The following is a 17057-nucleotide window of genomic DNA, read 5'->3' as shown; positions in this document are numbered from 1 at the left end:
ATGGATGATCATGCCTCAATACCGCATTATTGTCGATTTGTCCGACTTTCAGCTGCACCTGCTCGACGGCAACATCGTGGTACGCACGTTCCCGGTCGCCATCGGCAAAATGGCTACGCAATCGCCGCCCGGCAATTACACCATCGTCAACAAACAACCGAATCCCGGCGGTCCTTTCGGGGCTTACTGGTTAGGGTTGTCCAAACCCCACTACGGCATCCATGGCACGAATGACCCTTCATCCATCGGCCGCTCCGTTTCCCATGGCTGCATTCGGATGTATAACGAGGACGTGGTGGAGCTCGCTTCCCTCGTGCCCATCCACACCAGGGTCACCCTACGAAACTAATACCATAAACTGGTGATTTCAAATCCCTCCAAATTGGTTAAATACAAATGTTACATGGTACCCGTGTATTTTACCTATTCGTTGTTATGGAGGGATTGCTCATGATGCAGAGCAAATATTTCAGGACATGCTTTGGCATAATCGCACTGCTCTTAATCATCTACCTAGGAGCCGAAATCAGCTTTTTGTTTCGCCCCATCGTCTCCATGTTCAACATGCTGATCGTTCCGGTGGCCATGGCCGGCTTCTTCTATTATCTGCTCAGGCCGATCGTGGACTACCTGGAGCGACGCAAAATCAAACGATCCATCGGCGTCCTGATGCTGTATTTCGTGTTTGCCGGTCTCTGCGCGATCTTTGGCATCGTCGTATGGCCGACGCTCCGTGAACAGATCGAAAACTTCATCAGCAACGCCCCCTTCCTGGTTGAGGGCGTGGAGGAGCAGATCGACCAGCTTCAACAAAATCAATTCTGGTCCCGCTATATACCAACGGAATCCGAATTGTCTACCTCCCTAACGGAATACATGAACCGGATCATCACATGGATCAGCAATTCCATCAATAACCTGATTTCCGTTGTATCCGGCGTCGTTGTCATTATCGCTACGATTCCGATCATTTTGTACTACATGCTGAAGGAAGGCAGCAAGCTCCCGCCAAGACTGCTCAGCGTCCTGCCCAGACGATACCGCCGCGACGGCCAGGAGGTGCTGGGCGAGATCGATACGGCACTCAGCAATTTTATTATCGGCAAAGTGATCCTGAATCTTATACTTAGCGTCATGATCTATATCGGATTTTTGATTATCGGACTGCCCTATTCCCTGCTCTTGACGGTGATCTCTTTCTTCTTGAATTTCATCCCGTACATCGGTGCGCTGCTGGCGACCGTTCCTGTCGTCATCATCGGATTTATCGAATCGCCCTCCATCGCGATATGGTCCGTCGTGGTCATTGTCATCGCCCAACAGATTCAAGACAATATTCTGACGCCCGTCATCTACGGGAAACAGCTGGATATTCACCCGCTGACCACGGTTGTCCTCATTCTTGTAGGCGGCGACTTCTTCGGACTGCTCGGCATCCTGCTGGCCATTCCGGCCTACATGATCATCAAAATTATCGCGGTGCGAATTTACGAGCTGTTCCTCGCCGAAAAAGTAGAGGACGCATGATGGCGCCTCACAGCAAAAAAGGATGTCCCCGCCAACTTTGCGCTGGCTAGTGGGACATCCTTTATTTTAAAAGAATCACGCATTGCCGCGCAGGGATCGAACCACGAAATCATGCTCGTCCTTACGCAATATCGTGCCATTCGACAGTGTGACGGTATCCTCATCGTGAGATGTCAGGATGGCCTGGGAAGACACCAGCTGGTTGCCCCTCCATACCATGACGCAGGATCCAAAATAAACGGCATTATCGAATTGAATGGTATGACTCACGACATAACCGATGGAGTTCAGGGCCGGATAGGAGTTCCTCGGCATAATTCTATGAATGGCTCGAAACGGAATGATAAGCTCCCCCGGGCCTAGAATCACTTTCTCCTGAACGGGATCCCACCCTTTCAGCACACCTTCAACCGTGCTTTTCGCCCCGTCTAGACGCTGAATGACAACATGACGACCAATCCAATGCTTCATGAAGGTCACCTCTCGCGGATTATTCATCTCCATCGTCCGGCGTGTTCGGGATGTCCCAATTCACCGGATCCATACCCTCTTGCATTAAAAAAGCATTCGATGCTGAAAATGGACGGCTGCCGAAGAATCCTTTGTGCGCTGCAAACGGGCTCGGATGACTGGACTCAAGCACCTTGTGACGGCTTCGGTCTATGAAGGAACCTTTCTTCTGTGCATAACTGCCCCATAATATGAACACCATGGGCCTTTCACGTTCGTTCAGTTTCGCGATGACCTTATCGGTGAAGGTCTCCCACCCGATGCCTTTATGCGAGTTCGGCTCGCCCTCGCGAACCGTCAGCACGGCATTGAGCAGCAGAACTCCCTGGTCCGCCCATGATTGCAAGGATCCATGATTCGGAGCGGAAATCCCCAGATCCGATGAAAGCTCCTTATGTATATTGCGTAAAGACGGAGGAATCGCAACCCCGGGCGAGACGGAAAAACTCAGTCCCTGCGCCTGCCGGCGACCGTGATAAGGGTCTTGTCCCAAAATAACGACCTTCGTCGATTGGTACGATGTTTGCTGCAGAGCCCGAAATATGTCTTCCTTGGGAGGATACACCGTACTGCGCCGGTACTCTTCATCCACCCGTTCCATCAAAGCTTGAAAATAAGGCTTATCCACTTCTCCCTGCAGGATAAGGTCCCAATCATTGTTAAACATCCGCATGTCTCCTCTCCCTCCTCCTCACGCAGGTCAGCATGGAATCATAAAAGAAATGCGATCACTTTAATCAGGACGCGGCATCTTCCGCTTCGGTCCGCAGGAACAACGCCCGCTGATGAATTTGCGTCGATTTAAAAAATAAGCCGGCACCCATGCAGGGGCCGACTTATTTTGCATCATACCAGACGCTGTTATAATGCCGAGGACGGGGGTCGAACCCGTACGGTAGTCACCTACCGCAGGATTTTAAGTCCTGTGCGTCTGCCAATTCCGCCACCCCGGCATATTGTATCCGCGCATGTTCCTAGCGTCGTTCACGTTCACTTGAAAAGCCCGAAGGTACGCGTGGAATTCGCAATATTTTGCGAGATCATCCCGAAATCTAGGTGTGCACATTTCGTCTTAGCGACAAAATCGATAATACCATGTACAACCATATGATGTCAATATATGAAACTCATAATTTTTCGCATCACCCCGGGCCAAGCATTCATCTCGATGAACTAGCGCCATCGCTCTGCTTGTAGGTACTGACAGCAAATCAAGGGACTCCTTCGCAATCGGCGCGCTTGCTTTCCCCGCTGGAGCTTCCTATAGAATAATTTCTCGGTTACCGTGCATCCTAAATGAAGCTCGCGTGCTTACATGCGGAGACTAGAACAACAGAAGAAAAGGAAACCCATCGACATGAAAAAACGAACATGCTCAGCCTTCTCATTGCTTGCCCTTGCGCTGATTCTTGGTTATCCCGGCCATGTGCATGCGGAGCACGTGCCTTCTGCCTCCAAAGGCAGAGATTATTATGAGGAGCGCGGCGAGATCGTGTGGGAAGTGCCCACGCAGAACAAGGTGATCGCCCTCACTTTTGACGACGGCCCGGACGAGCATAATACCGTTCAAATTCTGGATCTGTTAAAGCGGTATGACGCTAAAGCCACCTTCTTCGTTGTAGGCAGCCGGGTGGAGAAACATCCCGACATCGTCGCGCGGGAGCTTCAGGAAGGACATGAAATCGGCAACCACTCCTATACGCATCCGCCCTTTCACAATATTAACGTCACGAAGTTATCAAGTGAACTGAATCAAACGCAGGATGCGATCTATCAAGCCACCGGCATGAAGACCGTACTGTTCCGCCCGCCCGGGGGCAGCTATAATGAAGCCATTGTGAGTACGAGCAAGGATTTGGGCATGCTGACCGTATTGTGGTCATGGCACCAGGATACCCTCGACTGGCGAAAGCCCGGCGTCAACCGCATTGTCCGAAAGGTTCTGGATAACGCCCGTAACGGCGACATCGTACTTATGCACGATTTTGTACCCAGCAGTACGCAGACGGTTGAAGCCCTCAAGGTGATTTTGCCGGAGCTGCAAAAAAGAGGTTATTCATTTGTTACCGTATCGGAGCTGATGTCCTACCATGAGAAATCACGCAAGTTCATCGAAGTCAACCATTAATAAGCCGTTCGCATGTAAGACAATGACCGCTGCCTTTTGGAGGTAACGGTTATTTTTTTGGAAAGGCTTCGATCCCGGTGCGCCGGATAGAATTTTCTCTTGAATATTTCAAACCCATTTGTTAAGATACAGAACGAACGTTCAGTATATACAATTTTGACGATAGCCTAGGGGATAAGGGGGTGCATGCGTGAACAAAAAACAACAACAAACCGAAGATACCAAGCGACGCATTGCCGAAGCCGCCAAGGCGCTATTTATGCAGAAGGGATACAAATCAACGTCGATCGAGGAAATCGTGGAAGCCACCGGCAGCAGCAAAGGGAATATCTATTATCACTTTAAAAGCAAGGAAGGGCTGTTTCTGTATTTGATCGAGGAATGGGACCTCGAGTGGGAACAGAAATGGAGCAGTAAGGAGCAGCAATACACCACAACCGTTGATAAATTGTACGGAATTGCCGACCAACTGGTGTTTGATGATCTGAACCACCCCTTCTCCAAAGCTCTGGACGAATTCATGAACAACAATGGAGACGTGTCCGAGGAAGTAGAGCAGCGAATCGTCCGGATTATCCGAAGCCACCTGGAATTCAATCAGAAGTTGCTGCAGCAAGGGATTGATCAAGGGGAGTTTGAGAATCATAACGTGGAGCAGCTCTCCCTCATTTTTGAAAGCCTCATCGTAGGCTTAAGCCAGATGTCCCGCATTACGAAGGTAAAAAATCCGCTTGCCCTTTATCATACGGCCATTCAAGTATTCCTGCACGGCATCGAAAAGAAATCGTAAACGACCCGTTCTCTTTTTTATGCTCTATTATAAACCGAACGTTCAGTATAGAAAGAAAACCGTACAACATCATTAATCGTTTTTTATCTTTGGAGGAATCATCATGTCATTACTATTGCGAAACAATGGAGCCATTCTGCTCCTCATGTTCAATATATTCTTAGTTTTCACCGGCATCGGGCTTGTCATCCCCATTATGCCTACCTATATGACGGAGCTGCATATCAGCGGAAGCACCGTGGGCATGCTGGTTGCCGCCTTTTCATTAACGCAGCTGCTATTCTCGCCGCTTGCGGGAAGATTGTCCGATATCATGGGCCGCAAAAAAATCATCATCTCCGGCATGATTGTATTCGCCATATCGGAATGGTTATTCGGAGCGGCCAGCACGCCGACGCTGCTGTTCGCGGCAAGAATGCTGGGCGGCATCGGCGCCGCCCTCATCATGCCCGCCGTCATGGCCTACACGGCTGACGTCACTTCCAATGAGGAACGTGCCCGGGGGATGGGATTCATTAATGCAGCGATTACGACAGGCTTCATTATCGGACCCGGCATCGGGGGTTTCATTGCCGAGTTTGGCATTCGTGTTCCTTTCTACGCCGCAGCCGTAGCCGGGGGCATTGCCGCTCTAGTGACGCTGCTGCTGCTTCCGGAATCATCCGCCAAGCAAGAAGCACCTACCGTGCTGGGACGGAAACAGGAGAGCCTGGCAGTCCAGCTGGTCCGTTCGTTCAGGGAGCCGTATTTCCTTAGTCTGATCATCGTATTTGTTCTGTCGTTCGGTCTTGCCAATTATGAAACGGTGTTCGGCCTGTTCGTGGATCATAAATTCGGATTCACCCCTAAAGATATCGCCATGATCATTACGTTTGGCTCCATTGCGGGCGCTGTCGTGCAGGCAACGATATTCGGCTGGATCCTGAACCGGTTCGGCGAGAAAAGGGTCATTACGCTCAGCTTGCTCACAGCGGGAATCTGCATTCTGTTAACGCTGTTTGTGCATAAATATTGGCTAATCTTCCTTGTGACGTTCCTTGTCTTCCTGTCGATCGACATCCTGCGTCCTGCCATCGGCACGCAAATGTCCAAGCTGGCAAAGGATCAGCAAGGCTACGTCGCCGGCCTGAACTCGGCTTATACCAGTCTGGGGAACATCGCGGGGCCCCTTGTCGCAGGTTATCTGTTTGATTTGGACATCAACTTCCCATACATCTCTGCATCGATCGTCCTCATCCTCTGCTTTTTCTTGGCCATGCGTGCCGGCAGAGCCTGGGCTGCTACGGAAGCTGTCACGAATGAGCGGTAATCATACGCTGAAACAACATACTCTCTCGTCTTTGACAATGACAGAACAAGACCCTGCCGGAAACTTCCGGCAGGGTCTTTAGGTTTCGTTGTTATGTATTAATAAGCCACCAGGACAATAATCGCCAATAAAGCCACAAGCGCAAACAATAGGGCCCATCCCAGTTCAAAACGTCTTTTTTCTTGATATGCCTTAAAAGCCTTCCTTGACTCGAATACGAATACGATCACTAAGAAGGCAAGCAACACGGGCAGTCCCCAGGACTGATTCAATACCCACTCTGACACCTTGATCCCCCATCCTATGTACGAAAATGAGCTGCATCCCACCAGCCTCGGCGTTTGGAAGTACATGTCCCTAACGACTCCATTAAAATGTACCGTAAGTTGTTCCCGATTACAAATCTCGCTGATCGGGTCTTCTGATGGATCTTTTAGGCTCCTCTGGATTTGAGCATCACTTGAATCATGATCATATTGCAGAGTTAAGCACAGTTGTCAGAGCAAATTAATATTCTGAATTAGTTCATTTCCAAAAGGAGTGCTTTAATGGAGAAAAAATCAACTTATGATTACATCGTTGTAGGCACAGGTCCGGCTGGGGCCGTGATTGCGAAGACACTTACTGACGACATGCGAACCTCCGTGCTTGTTTTAGAATCGGGCGGAAACCATGACAAAGACAAACCGATTAAGGATTCAACCTTTGCACTTGAATTGGAAGAAAGTTTCTTTCCGAATTACTTTTGGCAGGGAGAAGGCATCCCCCAAGAGGAACTTGATGAACGCGCATTCGAATGGACAACAGGTCGACTCTCGGGAGGCGGTTCTTCAATCAACGGAGAACAATATGTAAGACCGACATCCGCCGTGCTCCGAAAGTGGGAACGGCTGCTTGGACCTCGCTGGTCACCTGATAAAGCGATTCGACGTTTCAAATCATTGGAGAATTATAACGGAGAAACCACAGATATCAATGCACGCGGGTATCGAGGAAGAATTAACATCCGGCAAGCACCCGAAACTCCAACGCCGATGGCTCACAAGCTGACAACTGCGATCGAGCGGGCAACAGGTTATCCGACCATTCTTGACTATAATGATCCGAATACTCCCATGGGACCGTTCACCCGTTGGCAATTATACCAACAGCCTGATGGCCGTAGGGAGAGCTCCTCCACAGCCTTCCTGTCTCGCGATATTATGACGGCAACTGGTCGGGGAGTGAATAACAGAAAACTAACTGTGAAGTTTCGAACAACGGTTCTCCGTATTCTTTTCTCCGGTAAGCGGGCCATTGGCGTTGAATATTTGAAGGATGGCAAGTGCTGCTATGCGTATTCCCGCAAAAAGGTTATTATTTCGGCGGGGATCAACAGCCCTCAGTTGTTGATGTTGTCAGGAATCGGACCCGCCAAAATGCTGAAAAAGGCTGGAATCCCTGTCATCTTCGACAATCCAAACGTAGGGCAAAGGTTAAAAAACCATACGTTAAATTTCGCAGTATTTGCTACCAATTCACAAGATCGTCCCCTCCCTCCCTTAGACCCCAACGCACTGTATACGGGAGGAGCTTTCTTGCCAGATCCATCTGGCATCGATCCGGATGAGCGGGCTGTTCAACTCGTTGGCATTGGATCCGATAGAGAATTGACCATAGCGATTCTGTACTTGCGACCCAAGAGCAATGGGACGATCCGCATACAAAGCAAAGATCCGCTAAATATCGTATTGGCAGATGAGGGATTTCTCTCAAATCCAGACGACATGGAGGCGGTAAAAAGAATTTATAGGACGTATATCAAAGATATTGCCATAGAGTTGGAACAGATTGATTCTTCATATCGTCTCTTATCCCCTACATTTGAAGTTATCGATGACGATGACAGGCTTGAAGAATTTATTAAGGAAAATTTCGATCACAATCACCATCAGCAAGGATTTCTGCGGATGGCTCCTTTATCCGCAGGAGGAGTCGTTAACCGTAAAGGAAAGGTACACGGGGTTCAAGATTTGATCGTTGCAGATGCGTCCTTAGTTCCATATACAGTCGACGGAAACACCTCTTCTGCTGCATATCTTATCGGCTACACCATCGCAAAGCAATTAAGTAAACGCAAAAAAAAGCAACGACCACATCCGGAATCGGGGGAAGAATGAAAACTTCCCCTCGCTTCCGTTATGATGGAATGCTAATATCGCGAAAGCAGCTCTATGCCGCGCTCGACGGGCCGCTACTCAGCCGGTGGATACTTTGAGCTACTACCGGACTAATCTTCTAGTTCAATCTCGATACGGGCAAGGACACCAGCTGGATTATCTCCGCTTCTGTTTGCATTTGACGGGAAGTTGAAAGCGGCGATCACGATATCGTTTGTACCTCTCCGAAGGAAGCGTCTGATATTAAAAGTTCTTCCCGGATTAAAGAATGAAACATTGCCCTGCGGGTTGTCGATAACTACCGACCGTCCATTGATTAAAACGATGGCAAAGTTATCCACGGACAGGAATAAGCTAGCTCTCTCAATATCGTCTCTAATCGTAAATCTTCTGGCGACCACAGCAGCAGGACCGTTAGGGTCATTTCTTCCCCAAACGTACGATTCACCAGCTTGCGGCGCTACCCACGCCGGATTTCGCTCGATTTCTAGTGCATTTACCCAATTTCGATTCGTACTTATTCTTCTGGTTCGTTGACTAATAACAACCGGATTTTGTGCACTCAATGATCTCTGTGCGGCAATCACCGTTCTCATTGCCTTTGCAACGCTACCCGCCCAAATTCCGCTATATCTTCTAGGCGTTTTCAGTTGTTTGACCGTATTTTTTGCCTTTCCTGATACTGTGCTTTTTTGCATTTGTGCTTCCTCCTTTTTATCAACGAAATCCTTAACATATATATGAGTCCATTGAACTAATGGATATGGACAATAGATTAGTCAAAATCACTCAATTTTCTCAAATGAAAATATCCCCCGGCATAGCCCTGATAACCCAGCGTATGAACCATAATCTTATACCGTTTATGACCTGTTGGCCTTTGCCACAATTTTTTTCAGTTCCTAAGACGACCACACTGATCTCTACGGTGTCGTTGTTTAATGTTCAGTTTAAGTACAATGAAAATGCTAAAAACGGGGACGGAAAGTTACCGTCCCCGTTTATCGTAATTGGGGATACCACATGGGTGCAGTATCGTAATTTGATGAATTAAATTAAATCAATGAATGAATGCTTCATTAAGGAGCTTCATTAAATCCAAAACGTTCCCAAGATAATAACCAAGAGAATAAATAAAACCAGAACAGTTCCTACTGGATTACCGTATCCGTTGTAACCACCTTTTTCGCAGCTCACCGATTTAACCTCCTTGCTTTGTGGAATGGTACAGTTTATGTACATAGACGGTCTTAGTCTGGACATTTCGGCAATCATGATCAGATTGTGCTAATGTTAAGGGTATTACCCATACTTTCAGTGTCTTCAGGCGTCTGCCAAACCGTCCTGTAAACAGCAAAAAACCCTTGCATCGCAAGGGTTTTAGCTTCTCCTATTATATAGATTCCGTATGTATGTGATGCGTCGTTACTCTACATCAACGGGATGCTGTATTTTATCCCGATAAAGATCGATGTACAGCTGACCGTCGGTTCCTTTCACTGCATAAAAAACATCTGCAATTTCTTTGTTCCGGACTTTTAATTTTTCTTTAATCCACTCTGGGGATAGATCATTAATTTTTAGATTATTTTCTAATAGTTGTCCATCCATGATAAGCTCAATCGGAAACTGCTGATTCCCTTTCAAGCCCTTTTTCATATCTTTTAAAGTTACATTCTGGTATTCCTTTTTCTTCATTACAGATATCTTTCCATTGATCTCTAATACGCCGTACTCCACTTCCGAGATGTCAAATATATCCTTTTGTCGCAACATCTGATTGATCGTATCTAAGGTTAACTTATTTTTCCTTAGATTCTCTTCCAGGATCTTGCCACCTTCTATAACTACGCTCGGCGTCCCTTCAGCCCACATGCGGAATTTACGATTCTTCACCACGATCTTTGATAAAAAATATGATGTAAATGTAAATACGGCAAGCGAGATTAGCAGGTGTATGACTTCCATTTTTTCATTGAAAGCAAAGTTCGCAGCAATTGCACCTAATATCACGGCCGTAACAAATTCATGAAAATTCATGTTAGACAACGTTTGTTTGCCCAAAAACCGCGTAATAATCAACAAAATAACGAATGCTGATATACTACGAAGTAAAATAATCATGTGCTCTAGCATGAAGACCCATACACTCCTTTCTACCGTATATCTTATGTATGGGCAATTTTTCTAAAAATAAACCGATAAGCTTAGATGCCTTCAGCAGCAATCTGACCTTATCGTAAAATCTCATATCGTTGGTCTAAACAGTCCTGTAAACAGCAAAAAACCCTTGCATCGCAAGGGTTTTCATAAAGTGGGCCCTGAGGGACTCGAACCCCCGACCAGTCGGTTATGAGCCGACCGCTCTAACCAACTGAGCTAAGGGCCCTGAACATACATGTACACATAAACATAAGGACGTCATACATACATCGTTTAAAAATTGGTTGCGGGGGCAGGATTTGAACCTGCGGCCTTCGGGTTATGAGCCCGACGAGCTACCGAACTGCTCCACCCCGCGTCAATGCTGTATCAAACAGCGACAAGAATAAATATACACCATTCCCCTGCATCAAGTCAAGTGCTGTTTTAATGGAATTTCCTCAAGGCAGGAATCGCACGCCATAACGCCCCTTCTTGGAACGATAAACCTCTACCATCCGCGGATCATGATACCCGAACAGCCAGCCATCCTGCTCCAGACGTTTAGCGAAGCACCCAGCCTGAAATTTGGTTGTATAGAGCTTTCCGTAATATACCCAGTTCATCCTATGCGGCTCCTTACCGAAATGATAATGTAATGCTGTCATATTATGTCCAAACTTCCACAAAAAAAACGCCGTCCCCCGAAGTTCTCCGTCCCTCCCCATAATAAAAACAATCAGCCATGCCGTATACCGTGCCGGGATACGTATATGCTGATTGTTGTCTTGGGTTATAACCCCTTCGCTTATTGGCCGTCGGCCTCTGCAAATCGGGCAGCGATGCTCATCAGCTCCTGTTCCATCGAATGCATCATCTGGATGAAATTCATCAGCTGCGCCTTCGTCTCTTCGGCCTCTGTGCGAAAACGCTGCTGGGAAACGCCTTCCCATTCGGCATTCAGCGTTTCAATGACCTGGGACAGCCTCGCGACCAATTCCCCGCCGTAGTCACTCCCGCTGCGAATGTCTGCCGCCGCGCGGCGCAGCTCCTCGGGCGATACCTCTATACGTCCTGACATAGATCCGCCTCACGCTCCTCCCTTAATCCCTGGCAAGCTAAGTAGCCTTCGTCTCAGCCAGTACGGCCTGAAATTGTTCTTCCTCTTCGTCCTGGTAACCCGTAAAAATAATCTCTTGGATATCCTCATGGTTAAACACGTAAGCAAACTCCGGGCTGACATACCCTTCCGGATACGGACAAGCCAGATAGTCGAACAATTGCGGCTGCTCAAGCGCCAAAATTTGCTTGCGTCCATAGATCACCAGCTTTTTCTCGCCTTCCTTCAAAATGACGATCGACCCGTTGGGCAGCAGCTGCTGTTGTTGCGTCATTACGATCCTCTCCTTTTCTTACTCTGACGATGCGGTGCCGCCGGCGTGCGGCCTTGATTCATTTTGTTCAGAAATGCGGCATTCCGCTGCTCCTTCGGCAATCCCAATACGGGATAATGAGCCCTCAGCTTATCCATATTGTTCTGGATGAACCGATATCGAGGGATGAACACAACGGCCAGGTACAGGCCGAGAATCAACAGGATGGAAAAAGCCGCCATGCCCATGACGAATCCGCCAAGGTCCCCGGTAACGGCAACCACGACGTAATACCCTGTGTAACCGATGCCTGCCAACAGCAAGGCCGCTTTGCCAGCTTTGCCGATGCCGCCTTTGCGTTCCATGGACTGGTACGTCCCTTGCCGCAGCGCTCTTGCATGCAGAACATAAAACGCAACGAGCAGCAGGAGCATCACCGCGATCGAGCTAAGCCCATATCCGATCGACTCGACACCGGCCATGTCATACATCATTTTCAAGATAGCCAGCTGGCAAGTGACCGCCAGCGCCAATCCGTAAATCCCCAAGTACAGCACAAAACCGACCTCAGACCGGTACGGATTAACGCTCAGGCCAATTCCCCACAGCAGCATGGCCGCCCACACTGCCGCCGCCGCATAAAAATACACCGACATCATCGGCGCCGCCAGCGTGACCAGCGCGGGGATGAGCATAATGAATAAAAAGCATACGATGCCGCCCCGAATTTGCTCGGCGGGGATTAGCCGGAAATGAAACTGTTCTTCCTCTGAAATCTTCGTGCTCATCTATGACACTCCCTTTATTTGAACCATCCGGCTATCGTAGAACCTATCTTCTCCGCCCCCATTTTCAATCCTTCGGTTACGGTATCTTTCTTCCCGTCCCCGTCAAAATCCGCGAACTTGATGCCGTCCATGACGTAGGAAGCGCCGACCGACACGCCGAAGCCGATGGCCGCACCCGCCAGGGTGCCGATCGGACCGCCCACCGCCGTCCCGATCAGCGCGCCGGCTTTAGCGCCAGCCGCTGCGGAAGCGACAACGGTTCCCACGCCGACACCCACGTCGACGACGGCGTCTCCGGCTATTTTCGCCCCGCTCTTGTTTTCATTGATATTCGTGACCAGATTTCCCACCGTTTGCATGGCGATGCCGGCATAACCAAGCTTGCCGCCCTTCCAGCTGAGCGAGTCCTTCACGGCTGCGCCGGGCAGGACGTATTTCGGAATTCGGGGGTGATTCCGCCAATTGTACTCGGCATAGGATTTTTTGCGGATATTGGCAAGCATGCCGTTCGTCACATTGGCACGCATGTTGCCGCGCTTGTCTTTTTCAAGCCATACGCCGAAGCCGTTCCGGTACATATCCCAGTATTTGTACATCGTGCCCGATGCGGTTACCGTTCCGAACAATACCCCTGCGGCCGCAAGCGGATTGCCCTTCCATTGATCCGCCGTGCCGCCGAATGGCGCGAGCGCATTGAATTCGACGCCCGCCGCCGTCACGGGCGGATCCGTCTTCTTATTTCCGTTCTGTGCCATACTCGCCTGAAGCAGCAGATGCGGACTCACCTGGGCGACCGATTGTTTGCCGAAATTCAGGTTGTTCCCCAGCGATTGGTCGGTCTGCGAAAAATCCCCCGCTTTCTTCACGAGCTGGCCGCGATTCTGCTCCAGACGGCCTACAACCGACTGGCACGCGGCCCGGCATTGCGCAAGGCGCTGCTCAACCTGGGCGCGATGGCGCGATTCCCAGGACATGCTCTGGATGCGCTGCTGCATCCGCTCCTGAAGCGCTTGGACTTCCCGTGCAATATCAGATACCGCTGCGCCCTGCTGGTTCAGCATTTCAGGTACCACACGTATTTTGGTCATAGCTAACAATCCTCCATGTCATTGATCGAGAAGGCAAAAATTACAGTATGCGGGATCAGGATGCAACGTCTCTCACTTAATACGCTCGATGACCGCGCCGAGTTCCCGGATGATCTCGGTTACCGTAGCGCCCCATATTTGGTCCTGTTCGCCTTCGTTGCGAATCAGCCAATTGGATTGCGCTCCTCGTAACAGCTCGATTCCCTGAATCCGGCAGTCCAGGTCCGGACAATAATATGCCGTGAAGGTGGCATATCTCTCCGGATGGCTTACGCAATCAGCCAAGTCATTAACGACCGATTCCGGATAGCCTTGAGCAAGCAAATGCTTCCGAGGCTCCTGCCCCCCTTGCTCGGCGTTCATCCATTGCTGGAACCAGCCCTTAGGCAAGGCCAGTGAGCCTGTATCGCGATTTTTTCGGTCCTCCAGCTGCAGGTAACCGATGATCTTCAGCCAAGCCTCCGAAGGGGTTCCCAGCTCTTCCAGCACATAAAGCCTATCGCCGCCTGGCCCGATTTCGATATCTGCCTTAACGACAAGGCCGGAACTGTAATAAATGAAGCACTCCTTCGACGTTTCCTCCGAACCGGCCACCCTCATATGAATCGTTAACAAGGTCCGGCTGCATACTTCTATGTATTCCAGGAGCTCCTGCACAAGAACCGGCTCGTTATCGGCCGTTTGAATCAAACCCTTCTCCAGCAGTTCCTGCTCAATCTTGGCTACTTCGACAGGCATCTCTTCCGTGAGCGTTCCGCGAAAAGGGTCCTCCAACCCGATGACAGCCCGCGCACCGACAATGCCGGTTAATACAAAGAATTGCTTGCCGGTCAGTTGGATCCTGGACGGAATTTCCAAAGATCTCTCCTCCTTACGGTCAGTCCCGCCTATTTTGTGTTTGTTTTCGAAGTTATCATTACTATTATAGGTGAGACGTATCCTTCCCCTCTACCAAATCCTGGCCCTAAATTTATAGGAACATATACCCAAATCAGACGGCTCCCAAACCATCAAGCGGCAAAATATAAAAAAACATTCCCGGGCTTTGGCAATCACCTCTGGAATGTTTGAGCGGTTATGTTGGATTAAGCGGCTCATCCTTTCGGATAATGCCGTGATATAGAATCGTCATCAGTTGTTCGCTGACCGCATGCAGGCTGCCCAGACCATGGTACCATTCCGTTCGCGCCGTAAATTCCTTGATGAAAGTCAAAAACGCGACCAGTACCTGCGGGGAAATGTCTTTGCGGATCTGTCCCAGCTGCTGGCCTTTAAAAATCAGCATTTCGAATTCCGGCACAACGTATTTCTGATTGAACTCTAGCAGCTTGTCCATCTGTTCCGGAAACTTGGCCAGATCCGACACAAATTGCTGCGAGACGAGCGCCGAAAACTTCTCCTGATCCCTGTAGAACATGGTTAAGGCCTCCAGCGGATCTTTGGCCTGCTCCATGATCCCGCGATAGATCGCCATCATTTCCTCGACCATGCGATCCACCACATGATCCAGTAAGCCCTCTTTGCTCTGATAATAGTTATAGATCGTCATCTTGGAAACGGGGACAGCTTCGGCAATCTGCTCCATGCTGGTTTGCACAATCCCATGCTCCAGAAACAACCGCTTTCCGGCCTCAAGCACCGCTTCTTTTTTTGCGTTCATCGGTAGATTAGATCCCTTCTATTCTGCTTCAGGATGTCTATGGCTAAATCAGCCGCTTACAGTCCTAATGTAACGATCCGTCCTTCGACTGTCAACCCGCGGCCGATATTACGTTATCTTGTTTCAGGGAACCAAAAAAAGCCGCCTCTGTGTCAGTTCACAGAGACGGCGGCCTGAGGATGAAGAATATCTATACGCCAAAGGAGGTTGGATTCGATCTCCAGGATTGAAGGAGCTCCACGTCCTCTGCTTGAATCCGGTTCTCCGATAACGCTACGTCAATGAGTGCACCGTAATTGGACAGGCTCTGCAGCGGAATTCCCGCTTCGGCGAAGGCTTGTACCGCTTTATCCAACTGATAGCTGAATATGGCGAGCACCGCGAGCGGCTCTGCTCCTGCGTCCCTTACCGCTTGCGCCGCCTTCAGGGAGCTGCCGCCCGTGGAGATCAGATCCTCGATGACAACGACCTTCTGGCCGGGCTTGATCAAACCTTCGATCAGGTTTTCCTTGCCGTGGCCTTTGGCTTTGTCCCGAATATAGGACATCGGCAGGTTCATCTTCTGGGATACGAAGGCCGCGTGCGGGATCCCTGCGGTGGCCGTTCCGGCAATGGCCTCGGCTTCCGGATACTGCTCCCGAATGACGGCCGCGAACGATTCAGCAATGTAATCGCGAATGTCGGGATAGGACATGGTCAGGCGATTGTCGCAGTAGATCGGAGACTTGATGCCCGACGTCCATGTAAACGGCTGATGAGGTCTTAGGGAAACGGCCTCGATCTTAAGCAAATAAGATGCGATCTGATGCGGAATATTCGCGATGGTACTCATGCTTGAATCATCTCCTCAATAATCTGTTCTGCAGCTTGTCTCGGGTTATGGGACTCGGTGATCGGGCGGCCGACAACCAGGTAATGACTCCCCTTGCGGATCGCTTCCCCAGGTGTAAGCACCCGCGCTTGGTCACCAATATCCGCACCGGCAGGGCGGATCCCCGGAATGACGGTTTTGAAATCCTTGCCGCAGGCGGATCGAATGGCTTCCACTTCCAGGGAGGATGCCACGACGCCGTGAAGTCCGGACTGCCGGGCCAACTCAGCATAACGCACGACGGTATCCTCCACCTGGCCGGGAATGCCGATTTCGTTATTCATGACATCCTGATTCGTGCTGGTCAACTGCGTTACCGCAATGATCGTAGGCATGGCAAGACCCGGGGTGTCCGCCACTGCGGCTTCCGCCCCGGCCTTTGCCGCCTGCATCATGAGCGCGCCGCCGCCGGCATGGACATTAAACATGTCCACGCCCAGCCGCGTTACGCTGTGCGAGCCGCCTTTGACCGTGTTCGGAATATCATGCATCTTCACATCCAGGAACACGGAATAGCCTTTCGCTTTCAATTCTTTCACAAAGTCAGGACCGGCCGCATAGAACAGCTGCATGCCGACCTTCATATAACACGGGATGCCCTCCAGCTGACGTACCAATGCTTGTGCACGCTCGGCATCCGGGTAATCCAGGGCCACCATCAGGCGGCCCGCCATTTCATTGTAGCTGGCGTTCATCTGTACCCCTCCTTCTC

21 protein-coding genes and 3 tRNA genes are annotated in these 17057 nt (G+C 49.9%); 6 read left to right on the top strand and 18 right to left on the bottom strand.

Features of this window, described 5'->3' with window-relative positions:
* The first annotated feature begins 10 nt into the window (after positions 1 to 10).
* A complete protein-coding gene (locus GYMC10_RS09360; protein WP_015734271.1) occupies positions 11 to 349 on the top strand; it encodes a L,D-transpeptidase in 339 nt (112 codons plus the stop codon).
* A 101-nt stretch (positions 350 to 450) separates the two neighbouring features.
* The gene (locus GYMC10_RS09355) at positions 451 to 1527 is read left to right on the top strand and encodes an AI-2E family transporter (RefSeq protein ID WP_015734270.1); all 1077 of its coding nucleotides are present in this window, start codon (positions 451 to 453) and stop codon (positions 1525 to 1527) included.
* Positions 1528 to 1602: 75 nt separating this feature from the next.
* On the opposite strand, the gene GYMC10_RS09350 is transcribed toward GYMC10_RS09355, so the two are convergent.
* The 3 genes from GYMC10_RS09350 to GYMC10_RS09340 all read right to left on the bottom strand — a co-directional run bounded on the left by GYMC10_RS09350 (position 1603) and on the right by GYMC10_RS09340 (position 2990).
* A complete protein-coding gene (locus tag GYMC10_RS09350; RefSeq protein ID WP_015734269.1) occupies positions 1603 to 1998 on the bottom strand; it encodes a hypothetical protein in 396 nt (131 codons plus the stop codon).
* A 19-nt stretch (positions 1999 to 2017) separates the two neighbouring features.
* Positions 2018 to 2704: a uracil-DNA glycosylase gene (locus GYMC10_RS09345; protein ID WP_041622130.1), complete on the bottom strand. Its 687-nt coding sequence runs from the start codon at positions 2702 to 2704 to the stop codon at positions 2018 to 2020.
* A gap of 200 nt (positions 2705 to 2904) precedes the next feature.
* A tRNA-Leu gene (locus GYMC10_RS09340) sits at positions 2905 to 2990 on the bottom strand.
* A 404-nt stretch (positions 2991 to 3394) separates the two neighbouring features.
* Here GYMC10_RS09340 and GYMC10_RS09335 point away from each other — a divergent pair.
* The 3 genes from GYMC10_RS09335 to GYMC10_RS09325 all read left to right on the top strand — a co-directional run bounded on the left by GYMC10_RS09335 (position 3395) and on the right by GYMC10_RS09325 (position 6264).
* On the top strand, positions 3395 to 4165 hold the full coding sequence (locus GYMC10_RS09335) for a polysaccharide deacetylase family protein (protein WP_015734267.1): 771 nt from the start codon (positions 3395 to 3397) through the stop codon (positions 4163 to 4165).
* 190 nt (positions 4166 to 4355) lie between these two features.
* Positions 4356 to 4955, top strand: coding sequence for a TetR/AcrR family transcriptional regulator (locus GYMC10_RS09330; protein WP_009589588.1), 600 nt, complete (start codon positions 4356 to 4358; stop codon positions 4953 to 4955).
* A 103-nt stretch (positions 4956 to 5058) separates the two neighbouring features.
* Positions 5059 to 6264, top strand: coding sequence for an MFS transporter (locus tag GYMC10_RS09325; protein ID WP_015734266.1), 1206 nt, complete (start codon positions 5059 to 5061; stop codon positions 6262 to 6264).
* 98 nt (positions 6265 to 6362) lie between these two features.
* On the opposite strand, the gene GYMC10_RS09320 is transcribed toward GYMC10_RS09325, so the two are convergent.
* The gene (locus GYMC10_RS09320) at positions 6363 to 6551 is read right to left on the bottom strand and encodes a hypothetical protein (protein ID WP_228468767.1); all 189 of its coding nucleotides are present in this window, start codon (positions 6549 to 6551) and stop codon (positions 6363 to 6365) included.
* Positions 6552 to 6812: 261 nt separating this feature from the next.
* Here GYMC10_RS09320 and GYMC10_RS09315 point away from each other — a divergent pair, with 261 nt between their 5' ends.
* On the top strand, positions 6813 to 8423 hold the full coding sequence (locus GYMC10_RS09315; protein ID WP_015734264.1) for a GMC family oxidoreductase: 1611 nt from the start codon (positions 6813 to 6815) through the stop codon (positions 8421 to 8423).
* A 110-nt stretch (positions 8424 to 8533) separates the two neighbouring features.
* Here the strand turns inward: GYMC10_RS09315 and GYMC10_RS09310 are convergent, their stop codons facing one another.
* From GYMC10_RS09310 to pyrF, 14 genes are all read right to left on the bottom strand, one after another.
* Positions 8534 to 9121 (bottom strand): hypothetical protein, encoded by a 588-nt coding sequence (locus GYMC10_RS09310; protein WP_015734263.1) that lies wholly within the window; start codon positions 9119 to 9121, stop codon positions 8534 to 8536.
* A 394-nt stretch (positions 9122 to 9515) separates the two neighbouring features.
* On the bottom strand, positions 9516 to 9620 hold the full coding sequence (locus GYMC10_RS33270; RefSeq protein ID WP_374705851.1) for a YjcZ family sporulation protein: 105 nt from the start codon (positions 9618 to 9620) through the stop codon (positions 9516 to 9518).
* 228 nt (positions 9621 to 9848) lie between these two features.
* Complete coding sequence (locus GYMC10_RS09300) at positions 9849 to 10559, bottom strand: DUF421 domain-containing protein (RefSeq protein ID WP_015734261.1); 711 nt, start codon at positions 10557 to 10559, stop codon at positions 9849 to 9851.
* A 179-nt stretch (positions 10560 to 10738) separates the two neighbouring features.
* A tRNA-Ile gene (locus GYMC10_RS09295) sits at positions 10739 to 10812 on the bottom strand.
* Between the two features lie 55 nt (positions 10813 to 10867).
* A tRNA-Met gene (locus tag GYMC10_RS09290) sits at positions 10868 to 10944 on the bottom strand.
* Positions 10945 to 11026: 82 nt separating this feature from the next.
* Positions 11027 to 11191 carry a hypothetical protein gene (locus tag GYMC10_RS32500; RefSeq protein ID WP_009589607.1) on the bottom strand — a complete coding sequence of 55 codons (165 nt, stop codon included), beginning with the start codon at positions 11189 to 11191 and terminating at the stop codon, positions 11027 to 11029.
* A gap of 182 nt (positions 11192 to 11373) precedes the next feature.
* Positions 11374 to 11646: a WXG100 family type VII secretion target gene (locus GYMC10_RS09285; protein ID WP_009589633.1), complete on the bottom strand. Its 273-nt coding sequence runs from the start codon at positions 11644 to 11646 to the stop codon at positions 11374 to 11376.
* A 37-nt stretch (positions 11647 to 11683) separates the two neighbouring features.
* The gene (locus tag GYMC10_RS09280) at positions 11684 to 11959 is read right to left on the bottom strand and encodes a DUF4176 domain-containing protein (RefSeq protein ID WP_009589601.1); all 276 of its coding nucleotides are present in this window, start codon (positions 11957 to 11959) and stop codon (positions 11684 to 11686) included.
* Positions 11959 to 12726 carry a membrane protein gene (locus GYMC10_RS09275; RefSeq protein ID WP_015734260.1) on the bottom strand — a complete coding sequence of 256 codons (768 nt, stop codon included), beginning with the start codon at positions 12724 to 12726 and terminating at the stop codon, positions 11959 to 11961. The genes GYMC10_RS09280 and GYMC10_RS09275 overlap by 1 nt, the downstream gene beginning before the upstream one ends.
* A gap of 14 nt (positions 12727 to 12740) precedes the next feature.
* A complete protein-coding gene (locus GYMC10_RS09270) occupies positions 12741 to 13814 on the bottom strand; it encodes a WXG100 family type VII secretion target (RefSeq protein WP_009589658.1) in 1074 nt (357 codons plus the stop codon).
* A gap of 72 nt (positions 13815 to 13886) precedes the next feature.
* Positions 13887 to 14672: a hypothetical protein gene (locus GYMC10_RS09265; RefSeq protein WP_015734259.1), complete on the bottom strand. Its 786-nt coding sequence runs from the start codon at positions 14670 to 14672 to the stop codon at positions 13887 to 13889.
* A 217-nt stretch (positions 14673 to 14889) separates the two neighbouring features.
* Positions 14890 to 15474, bottom strand: coding sequence for a TetR/AcrR family transcriptional regulator (locus GYMC10_RS09260; protein WP_015734258.1), 585 nt, complete (start codon positions 15472 to 15474; stop codon positions 14890 to 14892).
* A gap of 190 nt (positions 15475 to 15664) precedes the next feature.
* A complete protein-coding gene (pyrE, locus tag GYMC10_RS09255; RefSeq protein ID WP_015734257.1) occupies positions 15665 to 16306 on the bottom strand; it encodes an orotate phosphoribosyltransferase in 642 nt (213 codons plus the stop codon).
* Positions 16303 to 17040 (bottom strand): orotidine-5'-phosphate decarboxylase, encoded by a 738-nt coding sequence (gene pyrF / locus GYMC10_RS09250; RefSeq protein WP_009589605.1) that lies wholly within the window; start codon positions 17038 to 17040, stop codon positions 16303 to 16305. The genes pyrE and pyrF overlap by 4 nt, the downstream gene beginning before the upstream one ends.
* Positions 17041 to 17057 lie beyond the last annotated feature (17 nt).

Origin of the sequence: Paenibacillus sp. Y412MC10, assembly GCF_000024685.1 — a bacterium.
In the GTDB taxonomy this organism is placed as follows: domain Bacteria; phylum Bacillota; class Bacilli; order Paenibacillales; family Paenibacillaceae; genus Paenibacillus_AQ; species Paenibacillus_AQ lautus_A.
The sequence above is the reverse complement of the archived record's forward strand: the minus strand, read 5'-3'. Positions and strand labels throughout refer to the sequence as shown.

Coding starts and splice junctions, on each gene's coding strand:
- GYMC10_RS09360 (WP_015734271.1), top strand. CDS start 11: ATGCCTCAATACCGCATTATTGTCGATTTGTCCGACTTTCAGCTGCAC.
- GYMC10_RS09355 (WP_015734270.1), top strand. CDS start 451: ATGATGCAGAGCAAATATTTCAGGACATGCTTTGGCATAATCGCACTG.
- GYMC10_RS09350 (WP_015734269.1), bottom strand. CDS start 1,998: ATGAAGCATTGGATTGGTCGTCATGTTGTCATTCAGCGTCTAGACGGG.
- GYMC10_RS09345 (WP_041622130.1), bottom strand. CDS start 2,704: ATGTTTAACAATGATTGGGACCTTATCCTGCAGGGAGAAGTGGATAAG.
- GYMC10_RS09335 (WP_015734267.1), top strand. CDS start 3,395: ATGAAAAAACGAACATGCTCAGCCTTCTCATTGCTTGCCCTTGCGCTG.
- GYMC10_RS09325 (WP_015734266.1), top strand. CDS start 5,059: ATGTCATTACTATTGCGAAACAATGGAGCCATTCTGCTCCTCATGTTC.
- GYMC10_RS09315 (WP_015734264.1), top strand. CDS start 6,813: ATGGAGAAAAAATCAACTTATGATTACATCGTTGTAGGCACAGGTCCG.
- GYMC10_RS09310 (WP_015734263.1), bottom strand. CDS start 9,121: ATGCAAAAAAGCACAGTATCAGGAAAGGCAAAAAATACGGTCAAACAA.
- GYMC10_RS09300 (WP_015734261.1), bottom strand. CDS start 10,559: ATGCTAGAGCACATGATTATTTTACTTCGTAGTATATCAGCATTCGTT.
- GYMC10_RS32500 (WP_009589607.1), bottom strand. CDS start 11,191: ATGAACTGGGTATATTACGGAAAGCTCTATACAACCAAATTTCAGGCT.
- GYMC10_RS09285 (WP_009589633.1), bottom strand. CDS start 11,646: ATGTCAGGACGTATAGAGGTATCGCCCGAGGAGCTGCGCCGCGCGGCG.
- GYMC10_RS09280 (WP_009589601.1), bottom strand. CDS start 11,959: ATGACGCAACAACAGCAGCTGCTGCCCAACGGGTCGATCGTCATTTTG.
- GYMC10_RS09275 (WP_015734260.1), bottom strand. CDS start 12,726: ATGAGCACGAAGATTTCAGAGGAAGAACAGTTTCATTTCCGGCTAATC.
- GYMC10_RS09270 (WP_009589658.1), bottom strand. CDS start 13,814: ATGACCAAAATACGTGTGGTACCTGAAATGCTGAACCAGCAGGGCGCA.
- GYMC10_RS09260 (WP_015734258.1), bottom strand. CDS start 15,474: ATGAACGCAAAAAAAGAAGCGGTGCTTGAGGCCGGAAAGCGGTTGTTT.
- pyrE (WP_015734257.1), bottom strand. CDS start 16,306: ATGAGTACCATCGCGAATATTCCGCATCAGATCGCATCTTATTTGCTT.
- pyrF (WP_009589605.1), bottom strand. CDS start 17,040: ATGAACGCCAGCTACAATGAAATGGCGGGCCGCCTGATGGTGGCCCTG.